The sequence below is a fragment of the Parabacteroides sp. 20_3 genome (assembly GCF_964238835.1).
In the GTDB taxonomy this organism is placed as follows: domain Bacteria; phylum Bacteroidota; class Bacteroidia; order Bacteroidales; family Tannerellaceae; genus Parabacteroides; species Parabacteroides distasonis.
The window spans coordinates 217,246-236,809 of the sequence record NZ_CAXSNO010000004.1 but is presented as its reverse complement, the minus strand read 5'-3'; the positions used below and the strand labels follow the sequence as shown (position 1 = coordinate 236,809).

The 19,564-nt window shown below is 45.3% G+C and carries 15 protein-coding genes; 8 read left to right on the top strand and 7 right to left on the bottom strand.

Annotated features, from left to right (window positions below):
* Nucleotides 1-60 precede the first annotated feature (60 nt).
* Both pruA and ACESPU_RS10145 read left to right on the top strand, forming a co-directional pair.
* Entirely contained in the window at nucleotides 61-1,692 is a 1,632-nt protein-coding gene (gene pruA, locus ACESPU_RS10150) for an L-glutamate gamma-semialdehyde dehydrogenase (RefSeq protein ID WP_122380131.1), read from the top strand.
* Between the two features lie 90 nt (nucleotides 1,693-1,782).
* Nucleotides 1,783-2,970 (top strand): proline dehydrogenase family protein, encoded by a 1,188-nt coding sequence (locus ACESPU_RS10145; RefSeq protein WP_048927531.1) that lies wholly within the window; start codon nucleotides 1,783-1,785, stop codon nucleotides 2,968-2,970.
* Nucleotides 2,971-3,032: 62 nt separating this feature from the next.
* Here the strand turns inward: ACESPU_RS10145 and proC are convergent, their stop codons facing one another.
* The gene (gene proC, locus ACESPU_RS10140) at nucleotides 3,033-3,836 is read right to left on the bottom strand and encodes a pyrroline-5-carboxylate reductase (protein WP_005854240.1); all 804 of its coding nucleotides are present in this window, start codon (nucleotides 3,834-3,836) and stop codon (nucleotides 3,033-3,035) included.
* Nucleotides 3,837-3,990: 154 nt separating this feature from the next.
* Here proC and ACESPU_RS10135 point away from each other — a divergent pair, with 154 nt between their 5' ends.
* Nucleotides 3,991-5,208, top strand: coding sequence for an aminopeptidase C (locus ACESPU_RS10135; RefSeq protein ID WP_122370126.1), 1,218 nt, complete (start codon nucleotides 3,991-3,993; stop codon nucleotides 5,206-5,208).
* Nucleotides 5,209-5,313: 105 nt separating this feature from the next.
* Here ACESPU_RS10135 and ACESPU_RS10130 read toward each other — a convergent pair whose 3' ends face one another.
* The 3 genes from ACESPU_RS10130 to ACESPU_RS10120 form a co-directional block, all read right to left on the bottom strand.
* Complete coding sequence (locus ACESPU_RS10130; RefSeq protein WP_122370128.1) at nucleotides 5,314-5,922, bottom strand: copper resistance protein NlpE; 609 nt, start codon at nucleotides 5,920-5,922, stop codon at nucleotides 5,314-5,316.
* Nucleotides 5,923-6,022: 100 nt separating this feature from the next.
* Nucleotides 6,023-7,882: a mechanosensitive ion channel family protein gene (locus tag ACESPU_RS10125; protein WP_158532235.1), complete on the bottom strand. Its 1,860-nt coding sequence runs from the start codon at nucleotides 7,880-7,882 to the stop codon at nucleotides 6,023-6,025.
* Nucleotides 7,883-7,897: 15 nt separating this feature from the next.
* Complete coding sequence (locus ACESPU_RS10120) at nucleotides 7,898-10,132, bottom strand: S9 family peptidase (RefSeq protein ID WP_373133344.1); 2,235 nt, start codon at nucleotides 10,130-10,132, stop codon at nucleotides 7,898-7,900.
* 130 nt (nucleotides 10,133-10,262) lie between these two features.
* On the opposite strand from ACESPU_RS10120, the gene ACESPU_RS10115 reads away from it, so the two are divergent.
* Together ACESPU_RS10115 and ACESPU_RS10110 are read left to right on the top strand one after the other, a co-directional pair.
* The gene (locus ACESPU_RS10115; protein WP_373133343.1) at nucleotides 10,263-10,775 is read left to right on the top strand and encodes an FKBP-type peptidyl-prolyl cis-trans isomerase; all 513 of its coding nucleotides are present in this window, start codon (nucleotides 10,263-10,265) and stop codon (nucleotides 10,773-10,775) included.
* A gap of 222 nt (nucleotides 10,776-10,997) precedes the next feature.
* Nucleotides 10,998-13,112 (top strand): outer membrane beta-barrel protein, encoded by a 2,115-nt coding sequence (locus tag ACESPU_RS10110; RefSeq protein WP_373133342.1) that lies wholly within the window; start codon nucleotides 10,998-11,000, stop codon nucleotides 13,110-13,112.
* A gap of 5 nt (nucleotides 13,113-13,117) precedes the next feature.
* Here ACESPU_RS10110 and ACESPU_RS10105 read toward each other — a convergent pair whose 3' ends face one another.
* Nucleotides 13,118-13,705, bottom strand: coding sequence for a hypothetical protein (locus tag ACESPU_RS10105; protein ID WP_009275619.1), 588 nt, complete (start codon nucleotides 13,703-13,705; stop codon nucleotides 13,118-13,120).
* 154 nt (nucleotides 13,706-13,859) lie between these two features.
* Nucleotides 13,860-16,538 (bottom strand): calcium-translocating P-type ATPase, PMCA-type, encoded by a 2,679-nt coding sequence (locus ACESPU_RS10100; RefSeq protein WP_195473691.1) that lies wholly within the window; start codon nucleotides 16,536-16,538, stop codon nucleotides 13,860-13,862.
* Between the two features lie 122 nt (nucleotides 16,539-16,660).
* Here ACESPU_RS10100 and ACESPU_RS10095 point away from each other — a divergent pair, with 122 nt between their 5' ends.
* The 3 genes from ACESPU_RS10095 to ACESPU_RS10085 all read left to right on the top strand — a co-directional run bounded on the left by ACESPU_RS10095 (nucleotide 16,661) and on the right by ACESPU_RS10085 (nucleotide 18,599).
* Nucleotides 16,661-16,996: a DUF6565 domain-containing protein gene (locus ACESPU_RS10095; RefSeq protein WP_008773659.1), complete on the top strand. Its 336-nt coding sequence runs from the start codon at nucleotides 16,661-16,663 to the stop codon at nucleotides 16,994-16,996.
* A gap of 19 nt (nucleotides 16,997-17,015) precedes the next feature.
* Nucleotides 17,016-17,990: an alpha/beta hydrolase family protein gene (locus tag ACESPU_RS10090; RefSeq protein ID WP_373133341.1), complete on the top strand. Its 975-nt coding sequence runs from the start codon at nucleotides 17,016-17,018 to the stop codon at nucleotides 17,988-17,990.
* A 114-nt stretch (nucleotides 17,991-18,104) separates the two neighbouring features.
* The gene (locus ACESPU_RS10085) at nucleotides 18,105-18,599 is read left to right on the top strand and encodes a DUF4251 domain-containing protein (RefSeq protein WP_373133340.1); all 495 of its coding nucleotides are present in this window, start codon (nucleotides 18,105-18,107) and stop codon (nucleotides 18,597-18,599) included.
* Here the strand turns inward: ACESPU_RS10085 and ACESPU_RS10080 are convergent.
* Complete coding sequence (locus ACESPU_RS10080; RefSeq protein ID WP_009275623.1) at nucleotides 18,585-19,511, bottom strand: TIGR01212 family radical SAM protein; 927 nt, start codon at nucleotides 19,509-19,511, stop codon at nucleotides 18,585-18,587. The genes ACESPU_RS10085 and ACESPU_RS10080 overlap by 15 nt on opposite strands.
* Nucleotides 19,512-19,564 lie beyond the last annotated feature (53 nt).

The window sequence follows — 19,564 nt, the reverse complement described above, 5'->3', positions numbered from 1 at the left end:
ATTTGCTACGTTTACAGCAGAAAGTTTCATTGAATAACCATTTAAAAAATCTGAAGTATTATGGATAATGCTATTTTTAGATTTCCTAAACCCATTAATGAGCCGGTAAAAGCGTATGCTCCCGGATCAAGTGAAAAAGCATCCTTAAAGAAAGCGTTAGCGCAGATAAGTTCCGAGGAATGGGATATTCCTCTGGTAATTGGCGGAAAAGAGATCCGTACGGGTAATACCGGTAAGGTCGTTATGCCTCATGATCATCATCATGTATTGGCTACTTATCATAAGGCGGGCGAGAAAGAAGTACAAATGGCTATCGACGCCGCCATGAAAGCGCATAAGGAATGGTCAGAACTTCCATGGGTGGAACGTGCGTCTATTATGCTTCGTGTAGCTGAGTTGTTGGCTACGAAATATCGTTATATCCTGAACGCTTCGGTTATGTTGGGACAGAGCAAGAATCCGTTCCAAGCGGAGATCGACGCTCCCTGCGAATTGATCGATTTCTTGCGTTTCAGTACCTTCTACGCTAGTCAAGTATATGCCGATCAACCCTATTCCGAGACGGGTATATTGAATCGTATGGAATACCGAGCCTTGGAAGGTTTCGTGTTCTCGCTCACGCCGTTTAACTTTACGTCGATCGCTTCCAACTTGAATATGGCTCCGGCTATGATGGGTAACGTGGCGGTATGGAAACCGTCTACTACGGCGATCCATTCGAACTATTTCTTGATGAAGGTTTTCCAAGAGGCCGGCTTGCCCGATGGCGTAGTGAATTTCATCCCGGGACAGGGTAGCGTGATCGGTAAGGTGATTACGGGCAGCCGTGATTTGGCGGGGTTCCATTTTACGGGCTCTACCTCTACGTTCAATACTTTGTGGCGTCAGATCGGAGAGAACTTGGGGCATTATAAATCTTATCCAAAAATCGTAGGCGAGACAGGTGGCAAGAACTTTATCTTCGCTCATCCTTCCGCTCCGGCGTTGGATGTGGCTACCGCTATCGTACGCGGTGCGTTCGAGTATCAAGGGCAGAAGTGCTCAGCGGGTTCTCGGGCCTATATCCCGGCTTCTCTCTGGAAAGAGGTGAAAGATTATGTGGGCGATATGCTGAAAGAGATCAAGATGGGTGACGTGCAGGATTTCACGAACTTTGTCAATGCCGTGATCGATGAGGCTTCGTTCGATAACATCATGAGTTATATCGATTACGCAAAACAGTCTCCGGACGCAGAGGTTCTTTTTGGTGGTAACGGGGACAAATCTGTTGGTTATTTCGTGGAGCCAACGGTTATCCAGACCACGGACCCGATGTTCAAGAGCATGGTAGAGGAAATCTTCGGGCCGGTGATTACGATCTACGTATATGACGACGCTAAATATGAGGAGACTTTGGAACTTTGTGATCGTACTTCTCCGTACGGATTGACGGGTTCTATTTTCGCCCGTGATCGCTATGCGATTGATAAGGCATTCAATACCTTGCGCTATTCGGCCGGTAATTTCTATATCAATGATAAACCGACCGGCGCCGTGATCGCCCAGCAACCGTTCGGCGGTTCCCGTGCGTCCGGAACGAATGACAAGGCCGGTGGCTCGTTGAACTTGATTCGCTGGACGAATCCTCGTTGTATCAAGGAATGCTTGGTTCCTCCGACGAGCTACGGGTATCCGTTCTTAGGTGAGAAATAATTGTCATAATTAAGAAAACCAACTGATTATGGGGGGAGACGGGGCACGCCCCGTCTCTACGCCATGACGTTACCTTTATCTATATACGATATGTTAGACTTTAATAATACCGAGATCGCTTTCTCGTCGAAGTCGCGGGGAGAACTACAAAATGCTTATTGGCTTTTTAATACGATAAAATATCCTTGGTTGGTAAAATGCGCTAAAGTAGCCACGAGTATAGCCTTGAAAATACATTTCCCGCTGGCTTGGGCGGTGAAGCCTACCTTATATAAACAGTTCGTAGGGGGGGAGACCTTGCAGGACTGCTCCGCTGCCATCAACCACTTGATGAAATACAACGTGAAATCGACGCTCGATTATTCGGCGGAGAGCGAGCAGACCCCGGAGGGCATACAAGCGACTTTCGAGGAAACCTTGCGCTCGATAGATTTTGCGAAAGGAAATACGAATCTGGCCTATGCCGTATTCAAACCATCCACGATCACGACCGATGAGTTACTGGCCAAAGCTTCCGAGAAACGGGAAGAGCTTACGATAGACGATGTCCGGCATTTCCGCGAGTTCCGCGAGCGTTTTATGGCGCTTTGCCAACGGGCTTACGATAACGACGTACGTATTTTAGTGGATGCGGAGGATTATTGTTTCCAAGATGCCATTGATGCGTTGACCGATGAGGCGATGCGTAAGTTCAACAAGAAACGTGCGATCGTATTCGCCACCTTGCAAATGTATCGTCATGACCGGATGCCTTATCTGCGTCGTATCTACGATGACGCCGTGGCGAAAGGTTATATTGCGGGCGTGAAATTCGTGCGCGGGGCTTATATGGAAGCGGAGCGTGCCCGTGCGGCGGCGTTGGATTATCCCGATCCGATTTGTAAGGATAAGCAGGCCACGGACGAGAATTATGATGCGGCGGTTCGTTTCACCATGGATCATTTAGATCGTTTTGAGATGTTTATGGGAACGCATAATGAGGAGAGTAATTATAAGTTGGCGAAATTGATGGACGAGAAGGGGATCGCCCGCGATGACTCCCGTGTTTTCTTTGCGCAGCTATTGGGAATGAGCGATAATATTTCCTTCAATTTAGCCCATGCGGGATATAACGTAACCAAATACGTACCGTACGCCTCGGTAAGGGATGTACTGCCGTATTTGATCCGGCGTGCGGAAGAGAATACTTCTGTCGCGGGGCAGACCAGCCGGGAACTCCGGATGTTGGAGATGGAAATGGCTAGGCGGAAAGAACATAAACCCGCCGAGGGCAGGTAAAGTAGTTTGTCAGCATATTTCGGGGCGTATTGGTGCTGGCAAACTACTTTGTCTGCCTATTTTTATTTACTGGCCTTCAGTCCCCGGATCACGGAAGAGGTAAAACCGGAAAGTTCCATCTCATTTAGACCCTTGATCGTGATTCCGCCCGGAGTCGTTACCTTATCGATTTCCATCTCCGGGTTACTTTTGTTCTCGAGCAATAAATCAACGGCGCCTTTCACGGTATGCACCACGATCTCTTGCGCTTGTTTCGGATAGAAACCCAATTCCACGCCGCCTTCTATCGCCGCACGGATATAACGCAAGGCGAAAGCGATGCCGCTGGAAGCCAATGCTGTTCCTGCGCCCATCAACCGTTCTTCTACCAACATGGCGTTGCCAAGCTCGTTGAAGATATGGATGATTAGATCCGTTTGCTCCTTGGAGGCGTTGCGGGCGGAAACGAAAGTCATGCTGCTCATCACCTCGATAGCCGTGTTGGGCATGATCCGGAAGATCGTGGGAGTAGCCAGACAATCGAAGTCCGTGTTCTTGGTCAAATAAGTATTTAACAGGTCGAAAGTCACGCCAGCCGCTACGGATACGATGATTTGTTTCTCGAAGTCGAGCACCGACTTAATCTCATCTATAATCATTTCTACACGCCAAGGTTTAACGGCGATTATAATGATATCAGCGTTTCGTGCCGCTTCCACGTTATCATGGGTCAAGATAAAGTCCGGATCGATCTTTCTCATCTTCTCCAAGGTCTCATCCGATTGGGCGGTACAAGTGATATCAGAGGCTTTGAACATGGTTCCTTTCGCTAAACCTCGGGCGATCGCTCCACCGATATTACCCGAACCGATAATAGATATTCTCATTTTGCAGATAATTAGTTATATATTATGTTTCCTGAGGAGGCAAACTTAGATAAAATATCTCAAATACGTACGACTTTGTAGAGTTAGCTACGGATAAAAAACTTACATTTGCGGTCGATACGGACTTAATACTAATATAAATATATAAAATTACATGAAAAAGACAATTCTAGTTTCAAGCATGCTATTCGCTCTGACTATGTCCGCTACGATCCAAGCGCAAGACACGGAGAAGAAGGAGAGTGAGGAGGGATTCGTGTTCACGACCGTGAAAGAGAACCCCATTACATCTGTTAAGAACCAAAATCGTGCGGGTACGTGCTGGTGCTACTCCTCGTACTCTTTCTTGGAGTCGGAGTTGCTTCGTATGGGAAAGGGCGAGTATGACTTATCCGAGATGTTTACGGTATATAACACCTATCTGGATCGTGCCGACGCTGCTGTGCGTACGCATGGGGATGTTTCGTTCTCGCAAGGTGGATCTTTCTATGATGCGCTTTATGGAATGGAAACATTCGGCTTGGTTCCGGAAGAGGAGATGCGCCCGGGCGTGATGTATGCCGATACGTTGAGTAACCATACCGAGCTTTCCGCCTTGACCGACGCTATGGTGGCCGCTATCGCCAAGGGAAAGTTACGCAAATTGCAGTCTGATGAGAATAACGCCATGTTATGGAAGAAGGCGGTCGCTGCGGTACATCAGATCTACTTGGGGGTTCCTCCTGAGAAATTCACGTATAAAGGGAAGGAATATACACCGAAATCTTTCTTCGAGTCTACAGGTTTGAAGGCTTCGGATTATGTCTCATTGACTTCTTATACGCATCATCCGTTCTATACCCAGTTCCCGCTAGAGATTCAGGATAACTGGCGTCACGGTATGTCGTATAACTTGCCGCTGGATGAGTTTATGGAGGTCTTTGATAATGCGATTAATACGGGTTATACGATCGCTTGGGGTTCCGATGTGAGCGAATCTGGTTTTACTCGTGACGGAGTGGCCGTTATGCCTGATGATGAGAAGGTACAGGAGTTGAGCGGTTCCGATATGGCTCATTGGTTGAAATTGAAACCGGAGGAAAAGAAGCTGAACACAAAACCGCAACCTCAGAAATGGTGTACCCAAGCAGAGCGTCAGTTGGCTTACGATAATTACGAGACGACAGACGACCATGGTATGCAGATCTACGGTATTGCCAAGGATCAAGAGGGGAACGAGTATTATATGGTAAAGAACTCTTGGGGAACCAACAGCAAGTATAACGGTATTTGGTATGCTTCCAAGGCGTTTGTCCGTTATAAGACCATGAATATCGTGGTTCATAAAGATGCCCTGCCTAAAGCGATCAAAGCCAAGTTAGGTATCAGATAATCGATCTGTTAAGGATGGTTTAAATAGAAACTAAACCCCGATAGCTTCCGGCGATCCGGTAAGACTATCGGGGTGATCTATATATACAAAGATGTGCTGCCTATATTACTGAACAAGTTTTAGTGTGTAGTTAAGATCTGCCGCCGCTTTTTGCAACGCGTCGTTCATCAAGGTCAAGTTATCCCCTTCTACTAGGAAATAGATGACGGGTTCGCCATCATTGGGAATCAACTCGTAGATTACCGCGCTAGCGTCATCGGGAGTTCCGTGCTTTACTTTTTGTTTACCGGTTGTAATGGCTTTCTGAGGAGCTTTCTTCGCCGCTCCGGTACTTGAGGCTACTGCTTCCGGTACGGTATAAAGAGCATCCAACTCGAATACGCCTTCCTCGTCTGCGTTATCTTGTTGATAATACAAGGTTAAGTCATAATCTACATTCACGCTATCCGGAGAAGTCAGGGTTCCCTTATACTTTTTTTGGATAACCGGTCCCTTTTTAGGATCAGCCTTCAAGGAATCTCTCATATTTACGGGTTTTGCCGGTTGAGTCGCCTTAACAGAATGGATCAGTGGCAGAGACGGAGCGTCCGGAGCCGCCGACATTATGGCGAATTCTTCTTCCTCTACTTCTACGGGTACATCCTTTTGGGCTTGTTTCCCGCTACATGCGGCCAAAAATGCCATAGCCGCTACTGCGATAAAATACTTTTTCATTACCATTATTTATTTTATTAGTGACGTTTGGACATATAACATAAAATCCCCCACGATTTGTTTCGTGAGGGATCATTTTTAACTATTTACCGTGAAATATTTATTTCTTTGAAGGCTCTACCCTGTCATCCAGATAGGGAGAGGCCGGGATCGTGGAAGCGCTTCCGTCTCGTCCGGCGAAATAGTGCGGTGACATGATCTCTACGCCAGCCTCATTGAATACGTCCTGTATGTTTTGATGCAGGTCGGAATAGATATCCCCGAGTTTATCGGCGTCCTTTATATAAGCGTTGATTTGATAACAGGGATAGTAATCGCTTAGTTCGGTCTCCAATACGAAAGGCTTCGGCTCTGGCAATACCCCGGTGGTTTGGCGGGCGGCATTGATCAATAATTGATGAACTTGCCGCCAAGGTACGTCGTAGCCGATCGTAACCGTGCTGTGGATGATTAATCCGTATTGCCGTGCGGATACGCTATAATTTGTTGTATGGGAGGACATGATAAAGGAGTTCGGGATGGTCACTACCTCATTCTTAGGGGTACGTAAACGGGTGACAAACGGAGTCTTCTCGATAACGTTGCCAGTCGTCTCGTTTAGTTGGATACGGTCACCCAATTTAAAGGGCCTCATATAAGTAATGACCAGCCCGGCGATGATATTTCCGATCACCGTACTGGAACCCAACGATATGATCAAACCGACAAATACGGATATGCCTTGAAATACCCCCGAGTCCGATCCCGGCAGATAAGGATAGATCATGGCGATCATAAAGGCGTATAGCAGGAAACGGATGATATTAAACGTCGGTTGCGCCCAATCCGGGTAAAAACCTGATATTTTCAGGTTCTCGCTCTCTATCTCGTTGGCTATGTATTGGATTCCTTTTACGATGTATTTGATACAGTAATAGATCACCAAGATGATAAACAAGTTCGGAATATAGGAGGCTACCGATTTAAAGATCATCTTTACCGGCTCCAACAAATAGGAGAATATCTTCAAGGCTAGATCTTCTGTTTGCGGGAAGATAGCGAAAAGGATCGGTACACTGATGGTTAACTGGATTAGTAACACGATCCATCGTATTACGTTGGTGAAAAACATCAATACACGTCCTTGGCGATGTGTGTTGAGAAATTCATAATCCCGGATGGTAATAGATCTGAGTCGGTTCTGCTTTAACCAGATAATTTTCCTGCGTAGTTTCTTAAACAGATAGTTGGTCAGCTTAAACAGGAAATATTGGATGATAATTACGAGGATGAACAATAATACCCGTTTCGCTATCTGCAAGATACTATGTTGCTCCCTTAACTCTTGTATCTTGTTTTGGATAATCGGTTGATATTGTTCTGCGAGGGCTATACGACTGAGATTTTGCCATAGGGCATCTTGGTCGGTGATACTTAGGATAACCTTATCTCCGTACATGATATCCGTTACGTATTCGCTGTCATAGATATAGATGGAATCCTTCTTCAAGGAATGCGAGGTCCCGATCTTTACCATGATATTGAGGATGTCCTCAGCCCGGTCAACCGGGGTGCGGCCTCCGCGCTTGGCGTATAGGTGAAATAAGGTATCCCCCTCCACGACTACAGGTACGCCGGGAGTCAGTGCCCGAAGGGAATCGATACGGTTTCGTTGCTCGGCCATTTTTAGGGAGTCGGCGGTAGCATTGCTGTTCTTCGTGCTTTCCAGCTCGTCTTTGAGCAAAATCTCGTTTAGTTTCATCTCTTGCAGCTGGAGGGCTAGCTCCTGCATTTTGATGGAATCCTTCCGGTGCTGCTCGTCGAGCGAAAACGTATCGGTCGAGGTAACTGGCTCCTTCGGCTCATTGCCTAATGTCGTAGACAATAGTTCTTCGGCCTTTTCCCTTAATTGGGCGTTGGATACCGTTGGCAGGAAACTGATTCCTGCCAAGATCACTAATCGCAATAAAAATTGTTTCATCGAATCGTGGATTAACTATTTACCACCGGCCGGAAGATGCTCCAGCCAGTATTTAGCCATTGTCTTACGTAGGTGAAGAGTCGTTCCTTCCCTTTCGTTGATGCTATGGCTACGCATCGGGTAACTGATTTGCGTAAACATCTTTCCGTTCTTGATCAACTTGTTCACCAGCATCTCGCAATTCTGGTAATGCACGTTGTCATCTCCCGTACCGTGGATAAGCAGCAGATTACCTTCCAGTCCCTCGGCATAGGTAATCGGGGAACCTTTGCGGTAGCCTTCCGGATTGTTCTGCGGAGTATTCATGTAACGTTCTTGGTAGATCGTGTCGTATAGGCGCTGGTCAGCGACAAAAGCGATCGCTATACCGGTATGGAATACTTTCGGATAACGGAACATGCAGTTCAAGGTTTGACTGCCGCCGCCGCTCCATCCGGTAATGCCGATCCGGCTGGCATCGATAAACGGATATTGACGGGCCATATCTAAAATACCTCTGCTTTGATCCTCGGAGGAGAAAGTGCCCACTTCCCCGTAAATACATTTACGCCATTCACGCCCACGAGGAGTATTCGCGCCCCGGTTCTCTATACTCACCACGATATAGCCTTGGTTCGCCATATATTGTTGCCATAAATCTCCGTTACCCCATACATCTTGTACGGTGGCGCTCGCCGGCTCGCCGTATACCTCTATGATAACCGGGTATTTCTTGGATGCGTCGAAATCGACAGGTTTTATCATCCATGCGTCCAAGGTTAGATTGCCGGACTTGACCTTGATAAATTCTTTCGGGTTTAATCCTAAGGCAGCGTATTGGTCCTTGGCTTGAGCATTATCCTCAAGCATGCGTGCGGATTGATGTTTCGGGAAAGAAACCATGTCGATAACGGATGGGGTAGAGGCGTTACTATACGTATGTATGGCCCATTTGCCGGTGGGTGACATGTTGTAGCGGTGCTGTCCGGATTGTTCCATGGGGCTTACACGCTCCACTTCTCCATTGCCGAATGCTTTAGCCCGGTACAAGTAGCGTTGGGTGAAATTGTCCGGGGAGGCGATGAAATAGACCCAGCCCTTTTGTAGATCGGTCCCGACCGGTGAGATATAATCAAAATCACCTTTGGTGATGGGTTGTATCTCTTTTCCGTCACGGCTTATCCGGTATAAATGCCGCCAGCCACTACGCTCGCTTTCCCATGTGAAATAGCGGTTGTCCTTTAACCATTGTATGTTATCATTCGAGTCCAACCATGCGGCATCCGTATCGGTGAAGATATTATTCAGCGAGTTATCGGATATCTTGGCAATCCATACCTTATTTGTATTCTGCGGGCGGTTTAGTTGCTGTATGAACAACTCGTCGCTTTCGGGGATGAATTCCATACGGGGCAGGTAGTTGTTCCGGGGATCTCCGGGTATGGCGATCCAAGTGGTGTTTCCGCCGGTAGAGGAAACGTAGCCTACTTTTACGGCTGAATTGGTGGTTCCTGCCTTGGGGTATGGGAAATGGATTACCTTTGCGTAGATGGAGTCTACATTATTAATAATGTCAAACACTCCCGTTCCTTTCGTATCGCTTTGCCAATAGGCGATATGCTTTCCGTCCGGGCTCCAGCGGAAACCATCCCGGCAACTGAACTCCTCCTCATATACCCAATCGAAGGTTCCGTTGACAATCGTATCGCTTCCGTCTTTTGTTAGCTGCGTGATTTTCCCGGAGTCTATATCTTCTACATATATATTATTGTTGGAAACGTAGGCTACACGTGTGCCATCCGGAGAGAATTTAGCGAACATCATGGAGGATTCCGGCATTCCTTTTCCCAATTGACGTAAAGTGCCGTCCTTTAGGCTTAATACCCAATAGTCACCCCGCGTATCATAACGCCATACCCGTTGGGTATTGTTATAAATCAAGACTTTCTCATTATCCGCACTCCAAAAGATACTACGTACGGGAATAGGCTTTCCGGTAGATTTGTCCGTCAATAGGGATGAGGGGATAATGACTTCACGGGAGTTATCTTTCGCTCGATAGGCGACGATATCCGTGCCTCCGGTTTGCTTATTATTTTCCAAGCAGCTATAACGTTCACCGTCTTTTAGCCAAGTCATGCTTCCGATGCCTTTCGTTTGTATGACGTTACCGGCAACGATATCCTTAAGATTCAACGCTTTTTGTGCCATGCTTATACCTCCCGACAGAAGGCTGATCGTGGCGATCGCTATTAATTTATTTAGTTTCATGTTGTATTAGTTGGTTACTACTATAATTTATGCAAAGAACGGAAAGTTAGTTGATATAACAAAATGGATTTGTATATTCGCGCCTCGGAAATCAAGAATAATCATAATTTAATTTTATATAGAAATCGGAATGAAAGCACTTTCAATGTATGTATGGTCACTTTTAGTGATCATGATGATGGGATTTACTTCTTGTGGGGATGATGAGCTTCAATTCTCGGAAGAGCAATTGGCTTATATCAACAAAAACAAGGAATACATCTGGGAAAAGAAAGCGGAGAAAGACGAGAATGGTGAGTTGAAATATAAGCAAGTTGTTCTAGGGGGTGATACCGCCTTATATCGGATCATTCAGAAAGAAAATGAGTGGACAACGACACCTACGATGACTTCCGTGGTCTATTTGCTAGGTCTGGAAGGGAAGTTTATAGATGGACAGGTCTTTCAAAACAAGTTGGAGGAATCTTATTATCCTATGAACAATATTATCCCGGGCTTAAGTGGTATCTTATTGAATATCCATCTGGATGAGACTGTGGAGGCTATTATCCCGGCTTCGCTAGGTTATGGATATAGAGATGATCGAGGTATCCCCGGAGGTTCTACTTTAATCTTTACTTTTACCTTGGATAAGGTCGAATGAATATTATCAGACTAAAGGCACATTCGGTTTGATCTGATTTTTATCTTTATAAGATTTAGCACGGTTACTTAATTCCGCCAACGGGTTAATAGTATAAGCAGGTGTGGTGCAATTACTTTATTTTTAGTGTACATACGATTTATTCGTAAATATTCGATAGTTTCGTTGCTTATCTCCTTTTTTCTTTTTAATTTGGCGGATTATAAACATAATCTTGATATTATGAAGACTGCCATTGTTCCTTTCTTGTTGCTTCTGAATGTTCTTGTCGCTGTAAATGCACAGACTAAGGATTCTGTTATCTTGGTGAAAGATAGTATTACGGTAAAATTGCCGGATGTCTACGTTACTTCCGAGCGTCCTTTGGTTACGGTTACGGACGATGCCTTATCTTTCGACGTGCCTAACTTGATCATGGCCAAACCGGTGAATACTGCATTTGATATTTTAGGAGAGATTCCCGGATTGGTGAAAGAAGGGGACAACGTTAGTATCATCGGCGTCCCTACTACGAACATTATTATTAACGGACGTAGAAGCTCAATGTCATTGTCCCAGATTGTAGAGCTTCTGAAATCTACCTCGGCCAGCAAAGTAAAGAGTATAGAGCTTTTGTATAGCTCTCCTCCAAAATATGGCGTAAAAGGAGGTAGTATAAATATCATTATGGAGAAGAAAGTGAATGAGGATTTAAGTGCCGATATCTCTTTGACCGGAAAGCAAGCTTTCTACTTCTCGCCAACCGGGTTAGTGAATTTATCTTACTCCAAAAAGAAATATAGTCTGGATCTATCTTATTCCGCTAATTATAACCATTCCCGTTCAACCGAGGATATGAACGCCTATCCCATCGTGAAGGATCGTCCTTATGAGATCCTGCAAGAAAATATGGCGGTAGGTCGTTCCATGAACCATACGATTGGGGCAAGTGCCAGTTGGTTTATGGATAAGGGGCGTGAGGTGGATATTTCTTATTATGCCAAGATAACGGATTCTAATTCTAAACGATATTCGAACACTCTATTTGTGGGTATTGAGAATGCGGAAAGTAATAATAAGTTATCGGGCCCGAAGAATCTTCAAAATGTACGGTTGAATTATGCACATTCCAAGAACTTGAACGCAGGGGTGGATTATACCTATTATAAGGATCGCAGGGATCAATATATGATCTCGGATTATCCCGATACGAAACAAGAGGTGGAGGCTACCTCCCGGCAAAATATCCATTTGGCGAATGTATTCGTTAACTACGAACGGGTATTTGGAAAAGGATGGAAAATTAACGCGGGCACGAATGTGCAGTTATCCTTTACGGATAATAGCTCCTTTACCTACCAAGATAAACAGGAGGATCTGTCAGCTACGTTTGCCCAAAAAGAAAAAGAGTATACGGCGGGATTGTATGCCGGTTTCTCTAAGCGTTTTGGCAAGAAACTGGTGTTGAGCGCTTCTCTTTCGGCGGAGTATAATAAGGCGGTGATTGATTCGGCGGGCCGGAAATGGACCTTATGGTCTGGGGTAAATCTCTATCCACAATTGAACTTGAGTTATACGATCGATCCATCGAATATGCTTCAAGTCAATTTCTCCAGCGATAAGAAGTATCCGGCGTATTGGGCCATGAGCTCGAATGTTTCTTATTTGAATGTGTATAGTCAGGTACGGGGAAATCCTTATTTGGAACCGGAACGTATTTATATGGCTAGGGCTAATTATATCTTGAAAAAGAAATATGTTTTTGGACTATTCGCCAATCATCATGTGAATTATATTCGCCAATTGTATTATCAAGATACGAAAGCGTTGAGAGCCTATTACCAATCGGTTAATTTCGATAAGCATAATACTTTCGGGGCGATGGCAGTTATCCCGTTTCGGATCGGTGGGGTGGTTAGCTCACGGTTCGTGGCATCGGGCTTCTTGATTCAAGATGAGGGAGTGTTTATCGATATTTCGTTTGATCGGAAAAAGTTGTTCGGGCAGTTGATGTTGTTCAATACGTTTACTTTATCAAGGAAAAAGAACTTATCGTTAGAAGTTAACGCTCGCTATAGTGCGCCTTCGATACAAGGTATCTATGATGTGGATGGTATTTATAATGTATCGGCAGGGCTTGTCTGGAACCCGATACCGAAAAAATTAAGCGTAATGCTACGAGGTGAGGACTTATTAAAGGGCTTACGTGCGAAAACGCATATTGATTATCCCAGCCAGAAGAGTGATATGACGATCTATTCGGATACTCGTTCTGTATCGCTCACCTTAAAGTATACATTGGGCAAGATGAACCGGAAGAATAAGAAAGAGATCGATTCTTCACGGTTTGGTCAATAAAGTTCTTATGGAATCCATTCGATAACGCCTGTGACTGGATGTTGTTTTTTCCAGTCCTCTAATTCCGCATACGTACGCACGCCGTCTTGAATGACTGCTTGGTAATATTCCACGCCCATGATTTTCGCTGTATCCGGTGTCTCATATTTCAGTTTTAAGATGGCCTGCCGGGTCTCGTCAGTCAGTACGGCGGTTATACGTTCGGCCATTTTCTCGAAATAACCGTCATAACGGGAACCTTTTACGATATGGATCATATCAATTTGCCAGAGTTCGTTATCCGGGTCTTGGAACCATGCGTGCCACTCTACGCATTGTTCTTCCGTATCGAGCGAATTTCCGTATTCGATCCGTTTAATGAGCGGGTTCTCCGCTAGTCGGGCCATCGCTAGGAAGCTGTCGGATATACGGAAAGGAGAAGTGTAAATATGAAAGTCGATATCCTTATGTTTCATGAGTAGTCCCATATTCAAGGAGCCTACTAGGTTTATTTCCGCCCCGACGGATTTCCATATATTTATAATGTCGGTTTGCCGGATCACTTCCCAAGCTCTATCTTGGTTTCTTTTCGCTAATTCTAATAGATGTTTCATGATTTAAATAATTTGAGGTGTGAAGTTAAGACACGAAGCGGGATAAGGAAATAGCTATTTATAGCTAGGTTGGTTTTAATATATCATACGGGTACACTATTTCCGGTTGTAGGGACGGGGCACGCCCCGTCCCTATAAGTTGGACAATATATATTTATCTTTTGAATAACCGGAATAACTCACCGATCCATAAAACCAGAGAGGAAGATCCGATAATGATCGCCCAATCTTCCAAGGGCAAAGGTATTACGCTGAACATCTCGCCTCCAAAAGTGACGATTAAGTATTGACCAATCAAAATCAGTAAAGCGACCAGCAAGAAGCTTTTACTATCCTTTAAATTGGCAAAAGCGGAACGTCCTTCCATAAATGCCTTTGCGTTAAACATATTCCAGAACTGTAGCATCACGAAGAAGCTGAAGAACCACGATAAATCGTGCGGCGTTAAACCGTCTTGCGCATGGAAATAGAACAACAAGCCCATCAAGATTACGACAAAAGCGAATCCGACGCCGAAAATATTATAGGCCATCGGGCGGGTGATAATGAAATCTCCATCCTTACCGCTCCGGCGAGGTTTATCTTTCATCACTCGCTCATTCGGTGGGAGAGAGGCCAACGCCCCGGCAGCGAATGTATCCATGATCAAGTTTACCCATAACATCTGCGTGATAGTCAAAGGAGATTCCGTACCTAATAAAGAACCCAATAGCACGATCAAACAAGCGGCTACATTGATGGTCAATTGGAATAACAAGAATTTCTGGATATTCCGGTACAAGGAACGTCCCCACATCACCGCACGGGTAATGCTACTGAACGAGTTGTCGATAATCGTAATGTCGCTGGCTTCCTTGGCAACGGAAGTACCGTCTCCCATAGAGAGGCCTACTTGTGCCGCTTTCAAGGCGGGGGCATCGTTTGTTCCGTCGCCGGTAACCGCTACCACGGCGCCTTTCTGCTGTAATAATTGTACCAAACGCTGTTTGTCCGTAGGACGGGCACGGCACATGATCTTCAAGTCTAAGACACGATCCAAGGCCTCTTGATCGCTAAGCGCCTCGAATGCGGGACCCGTGATAATGTTCCGGTCGGTATCATTCGCTTTCCACGTACCGATCTGTCGTCCGATTTCTTTAGCAGTACCCGGTGTATCTCCGGTGACGATCTTCACGTCGATACCTGCGTCCAAGCAACTTTGAACAGCGGGGGGCACATCCGCACGTACCGGATCGGAGATAGCGACGATACCTAGGTACGTTAAATCCGTATCATGTAAACGACCCTCAACGAAGAAGGTCTCATCCATTCCATCCTCAATTATCTGGTAAGCGAAGCCAAGCGTACGCATCGCTTGGTTCTGGTAATCCAATAATTGTTTTTCGATGCCGGCTTTACATTCCGCCACCGGTTTGTAAGTTCCGTCTATCGCCACCCGGTTACTGTTGGCCAGTACGATTTCGGGAGCACCTTTCACGTAAAGTACCTTCTTGCCGAGTAACGGTGATTGTACGATTGTAGCCATATATTTCCGTTCCGTAGAGAAGGTCAATTGATCTAGGATCGTAGCGTTCTCTCTTAATTCCAGATAATTTTGGTGTTGTCCGTTCAACCAGAGTAAAAGGGCGGCCTCCGTCGGGTTTCCAAGGGTTTTTACCTTTTCTTCCGAGAAATCGAGGAATGCCGTGGAGTTCGTGGAGATACCTTCTTTGATCAGGTTACTTAATTCATCCTCCCCAAGCTTTTGGTCTTTCAGGTTGTAGAAATTCGTTTGGTAGACTTGCATTTGGTTCTGCGTCAACGTTCCGGTCTTGTCCGTACAAATTACGGTAGTCGCTCCCATGGTCTCACAGGCGTGCATTTTGCGGACAAGATTATTCGTCTTCAACATACGGTTCATGCTGAGGGCCAAACTTAACGTGACACTCATCGGTAATCCTTCCGGAACGGATACCACGATCAACGTAACCGCTACCATAAAGTAGTTGAGGATATGGGCGATGATGTCCATCGCCGGCATCCCGGGGAAACTATCTGATAAAAGGAATTTTACGGTCAAGGCGATGAACGTCACTCCGGCGATCGTGTATCCGGCTTTACTGATCACGCTAGCCAAGCCTTTCAACTGTATTTGTAAAGGAGTCTCTACATCGCTCTCGATTTGCGAGCCTTCGTAGACCTTACCGTATCCGGTAGCGTCACCCACCTTTTCTACTTGCATTACGCCATGTCCGTCCACGACCGTCGTTCCTCGCATGACTACATTGGACGGATAAGTCGCTTCCGTATCGAAATCCGCCTCGTTTGTTGTCTTGCTGATAATCGGTTCACCGGTTAGTGTGGATTCGTTGATCTGTAGGGAGATGGCTTCAAGCAAATGTCCATCCGCAGGAATTTCCTCACCTGTCTCCAAAACAACGATATCGCCTACGACGACCTCTTTTTTCGGTATTTGGCAGATATTCCCGTCACGGATTACCTTCACTAAAATATCATCATTGACTGTATTCAAGATATCGAATGCCTTGTTCGCTTTCACCTCGAAGAAAAAGCCCACGCAACTGGCAAGCATGATCGCGAAGAAAATGCCGATCGGCTCCAAGAAGGCCGTAAAACCTTTCGCCTCAGGCCCCCAGCAATGTACACCGGCAATAATCATGGACAAGAGCCATGCCACTAATAATATACGAATAATAGGATCTTCGAATTTCTCCAAGAATTGGCTCCATAACGAAGCTTTCTCGGGCGGGGTAAGTACATTCTCGCCGTGAAGGCGTCTGCTCTCTTCTACTTCTTGTTTGGTTAATCCTCGGTACTGATGTTTTTTCTCCATAAATTTATTAATCTGATTAAGAAAATAGGATAGCAAATTACGTAAAGTTATACGACATATACAAGGGTTTAACCTTTTTGCATATATTTGTGTTGTATAACGAATTAATTTTTAATTAAAAGATGAAGAAAGTACTATTCATGTTATTGGTTATGTTCGCTTTGAGCGCCTGCCAATCAAAGGATTCATATGTGAAGGAGTTTAGTGATTTTGTAGATAAGGTGGAAATGGAGGCCGCTGATTATACCGATAAGGACTGGAAGAAGGCGGATCTGAAATTCTCGGATCTATCCACGGATCTTTACGCCAAGTTCGAGGAAGAGTTAAACGCTGATGAGAAAGCGGAGATCATTAAATTGCAAGCGACATACGCCGGATTGAAAATGAAAGCGGGCGTGAAAGACGCTGCCAAAAAAGTGGATAAGTTCTTGGATGGTTTGAAGGAAGGAACAAAATAACCTCTAATACGAAAATAAGATGAACAGAAATTGGGTGTATTCGCTATTTGCTTTATGGATCGTCTGTTCGTTCGCCTGTACGCAGCCTAAACCTGTGGCGAATGTGGATGTTCAAAAAGAGAATTTCGTATTCTCTATAAAAGGGACAGATACATTGTCCTTGGACAAGTATGAGTTGCCTTCTATATCGCCCGCCTCAAAAAAGCCTGTGATGATTTTTGCTTTTGGCGGTGGGTTTAAAGGGGGAGATAAGGCGGATAAAGGATATATTCCCTATTTCGAGTTCCTCGCCCGAAACGGATTTGTGGTCGTTTCTACGGATTATCGTACCACCTTGAAGAATCTGGATCCTTCTAAAGTCTCTTCTCCGATGGACTTTATCGCAGCCTTGCAGCATGCGATCGATACGGCGGTAGAGGATTTTTATGATGCTACCGGTTTCGTGATCAACCAAAGCTCGGATTGGAACATCGATGTGGAGCGGATCGTAGCGAGCGGTTCGAGTGCCGGGGCGATTACGGTATTGCAGGCAGAGTATGATTTATGTAACGGACATGAGTTGGCGAAAAGGCTACCGGCTGGTTTCAACTATGCCGGTGTGATCTCATATGCCGGCGCGGTCTCTGGTGTGCTTCCTCCACATTGGGAAAAGATGCCTTGTCCGATTATGCTATTCCATGGCGATGCGGATAAAACCGTTCCTTTTGAACAAGCCGCTATGGAGAACCTCGGCGGTTTATGGGGATCATCCGCTGTAGCGAAAAGTCTGGAAAATCTTCAAGCTTCCTATTATTTTTATAAGGTAGAGAATGCGGGGCATGAGATCTCTGGGCTTCCTATGTCCCGGAACCAATACGATATCATGAGCTTCTTGAGCCGTCAAGTCTTAGGCGATGAGAATTTAGCGATCACGACAGACGAACGTGTTCCCGGTGATACGATCGTACGGAAAGATTTTACCGTACAGGATTATATCTTGGATAATTTGCGTTAATATGATAATGAAATATAAACAGCCTTAATTTGACCTTTTTAGATTAAACTATTCACCCGAAGGATTGTCTTTACTATATAGAGTGATTAATAGTGTGTTTAGTTTATTAAGGTTATGAGATTAACAAGGTTAGTTGGATTTTTAGGGATTGTCCTTTTTTGTGCGGGGCAATCCCTTTTTGCTCAAAGTAAGCAAGAGCGGAAGGAGCAAAAAGAGAGAGTAGTGAGGGAGATCGTGGATAGCGGTCGTATTAAGATCGATGTGGATCGTGCCGTACCGATGGCCGGGAAATCCGTCAATCTTACTTCCCCCTACTCATTGGAAATACATGGTGACTCTATCCTGTCTTATCTTCCTTACTTTGGACGTGCTTACTCTGCTCCTTATGGTGGTGGAGAGGGCTTGACGTTTAAAGAAGTGGCGACAGAGAAGGAGCAAACCTCTAAAAAGAAAGGCAGTTACGAAATCAAGTTCCGTGTAAAGACCAAAGAGGATGTATACATGTTTCGGGTGGAAGTCTATCCGAATGGCTCGGTAACAATCAATGTGACACCCGTGAATAAACAGGCTATTACCTTTTATGGTGATGTCGCCTTAGACTTGAAATAGTCGTCCTTGCCGTGTATCTCTTTCCTCGATCCGCTTATTTACCTTAGCGGTAAATTCGAAATTCTTTAAACCCCAATCCGGTGCGATCAGTAGCTCTTTGGGGGATTGTGATACGAACCTCTCTACTACGATAGAGGGGTTCAGTCGTTCTATGAAGTCAATCACTAATTCGATATATTCATCAGCCGTATATAAATGGAAATCAGAAGGATCTTCCTTGAACTCTTTCGCCATGCGGGTATTCTTGATTAGCTGCAATTGGTGCAGTTTAAGTGTCGTGATCGGGAGGCGTGATAAGACATCCGCATGGTGTAATATTTCATCCCTACTTTCTCCCGGTAGTCCGAGTATCAGGTGTGCCCCGGTGTAAATACCTTTTGCCGCCGTACGACGGATAGCGGATTCCGATTCTTCATGGGTATGCCCTCTGTTTATGCGGACTAAGGTCTTATCAAGCGTACTTTCCAATCCATATTCAATCATGACGAATTTTCGCTGGGAAAGCTCCGCGAAATAATCCAATAAACCTTCCGGCATACAGTCCGGACGAGTGCCGACAATCAATCCTTCCACTCCGGGATAGGCAAGCGCTTCCTCATATTTGCGAATAAGAGAGTCTAATCGGTCGTATGTATTCGTGTAGGCTTGGAAGTAGGCCAGATACCGCATATCTGGATATTTGCGGGAAAAAAAACGTACGCCTTCCTCTAATTGCTCGGTAACGCTTTTCTCCGTATGACAGTATTCCGGACTGAATGTTTGGTTATTACAATAGGTGCAACCGCCCCATCCTTTAGACCCGTCTCGGTTCGGGCAGGTGAAGCCTGCGTTTATGGAAATCTTCTGAACCTTGAATTTGAATAGATCCCGTAGAAAATCCCCAAATTCATAATATCGTTTAGTTTTTTTCATAAGACAAAGATACGATTTCTCGCAATTTGAATCACTTTTTTATGCTAACTTCG

Bases quoted from the DNA above. Each gene is read 5' to 3' on its own strand.
- ACESPU_RS10105 (WP_009275619.1), bottom strand. From the start codon at position 13,705: ATGAAACATCTATTAGAATTAGCGAAAAGAAACCAAGATAGAGCTTGG.
- ACESPU_RS10095 (WP_008773659.1), top strand. From the start codon at position 16,661: ATGAAGAAAGTACTATTCATGTTATTGGTTATGTTCGCTTTGAGCGCC.
- ACESPU_RS10130 (WP_122370128.1), bottom strand. From the start codon at position 5,922: ATGAAAAAGTATTTTATCGCAGTAGCGGCTATGGCATTTTTGGCCGCA.
- ACESPU_RS10120 (WP_373133344.1), bottom strand. From the start codon at position 10,132: ATGAAACTAAATAAATTAATAGCGATCGCCACGATCAGCCTTCTGTCG.
- ACESPU_RS10135 (WP_122370126.1), top strand. From the start codon at position 3,991: ATGAAAAAGACAATTCTAGTTTCAAGCATGCTATTCGCTCTGACTATG.
- ACESPU_RS10115 (WP_373133343.1), top strand. From the start codon at position 10,263: ATGAAAGCACTTTCAATGTATGTATGGTCACTTTTAGTGATCATGATG.
- ACESPU_RS10100 (WP_195473691.1), bottom strand. From the start codon at position 16,538: ATGGAGAAAAAACATCAGTACCGAGGATTAACCAAACAAGAAGTAGAA.
- ACESPU_RS10110 (WP_373133342.1), top strand. From the start codon at position 10,998: ATGAAGACTGCCATTGTTCCTTTCTTGTTGCTTCTGAATGTTCTTGTC.
- ACESPU_RS10125 (WP_158532235.1), bottom strand. From the start codon at position 7,882: ATGAAACAATTTTTATTGCGATTAGTGATCTTGGCAGGAATCAGTTTC.
- ACESPU_RS10145 (WP_048927531.1), top strand. From the start codon at position 1,783: ATGTTAGACTTTAATAATACCGAGATCGCTTTCTCGTCGAAGTCGCGG.
- ACESPU_RS10080 (WP_009275623.1), bottom strand. From the start codon at position 19,511: ATGAAAAAAACTAAACGATATTATGAATTTGGGGATTTTCTACGGGAT.
- ACESPU_RS10090 (WP_373133341.1), top strand. From the start codon at position 17,016: ATGAACAGAAATTGGGTGTATTCGCTATTTGCTTTATGGATCGTCTGT.
- ACESPU_RS10085 (WP_373133340.1), top strand. From the start codon at position 18,105: ATGAGATTAACAAGGTTAGTTGGATTTTTAGGGATTGTCCTTTTTTGT.
- pruA (WP_122380131.1), top strand. From the start codon at position 61: ATGGATAATGCTATTTTTAGATTTCCTAAACCCATTAATGAGCCGGTA.
- proC (WP_005854240.1), bottom strand. From the start codon at position 3,836: ATGAGAATATCTATTATCGGTTCGGGTAATATCGGTGGAGCGATCGCC.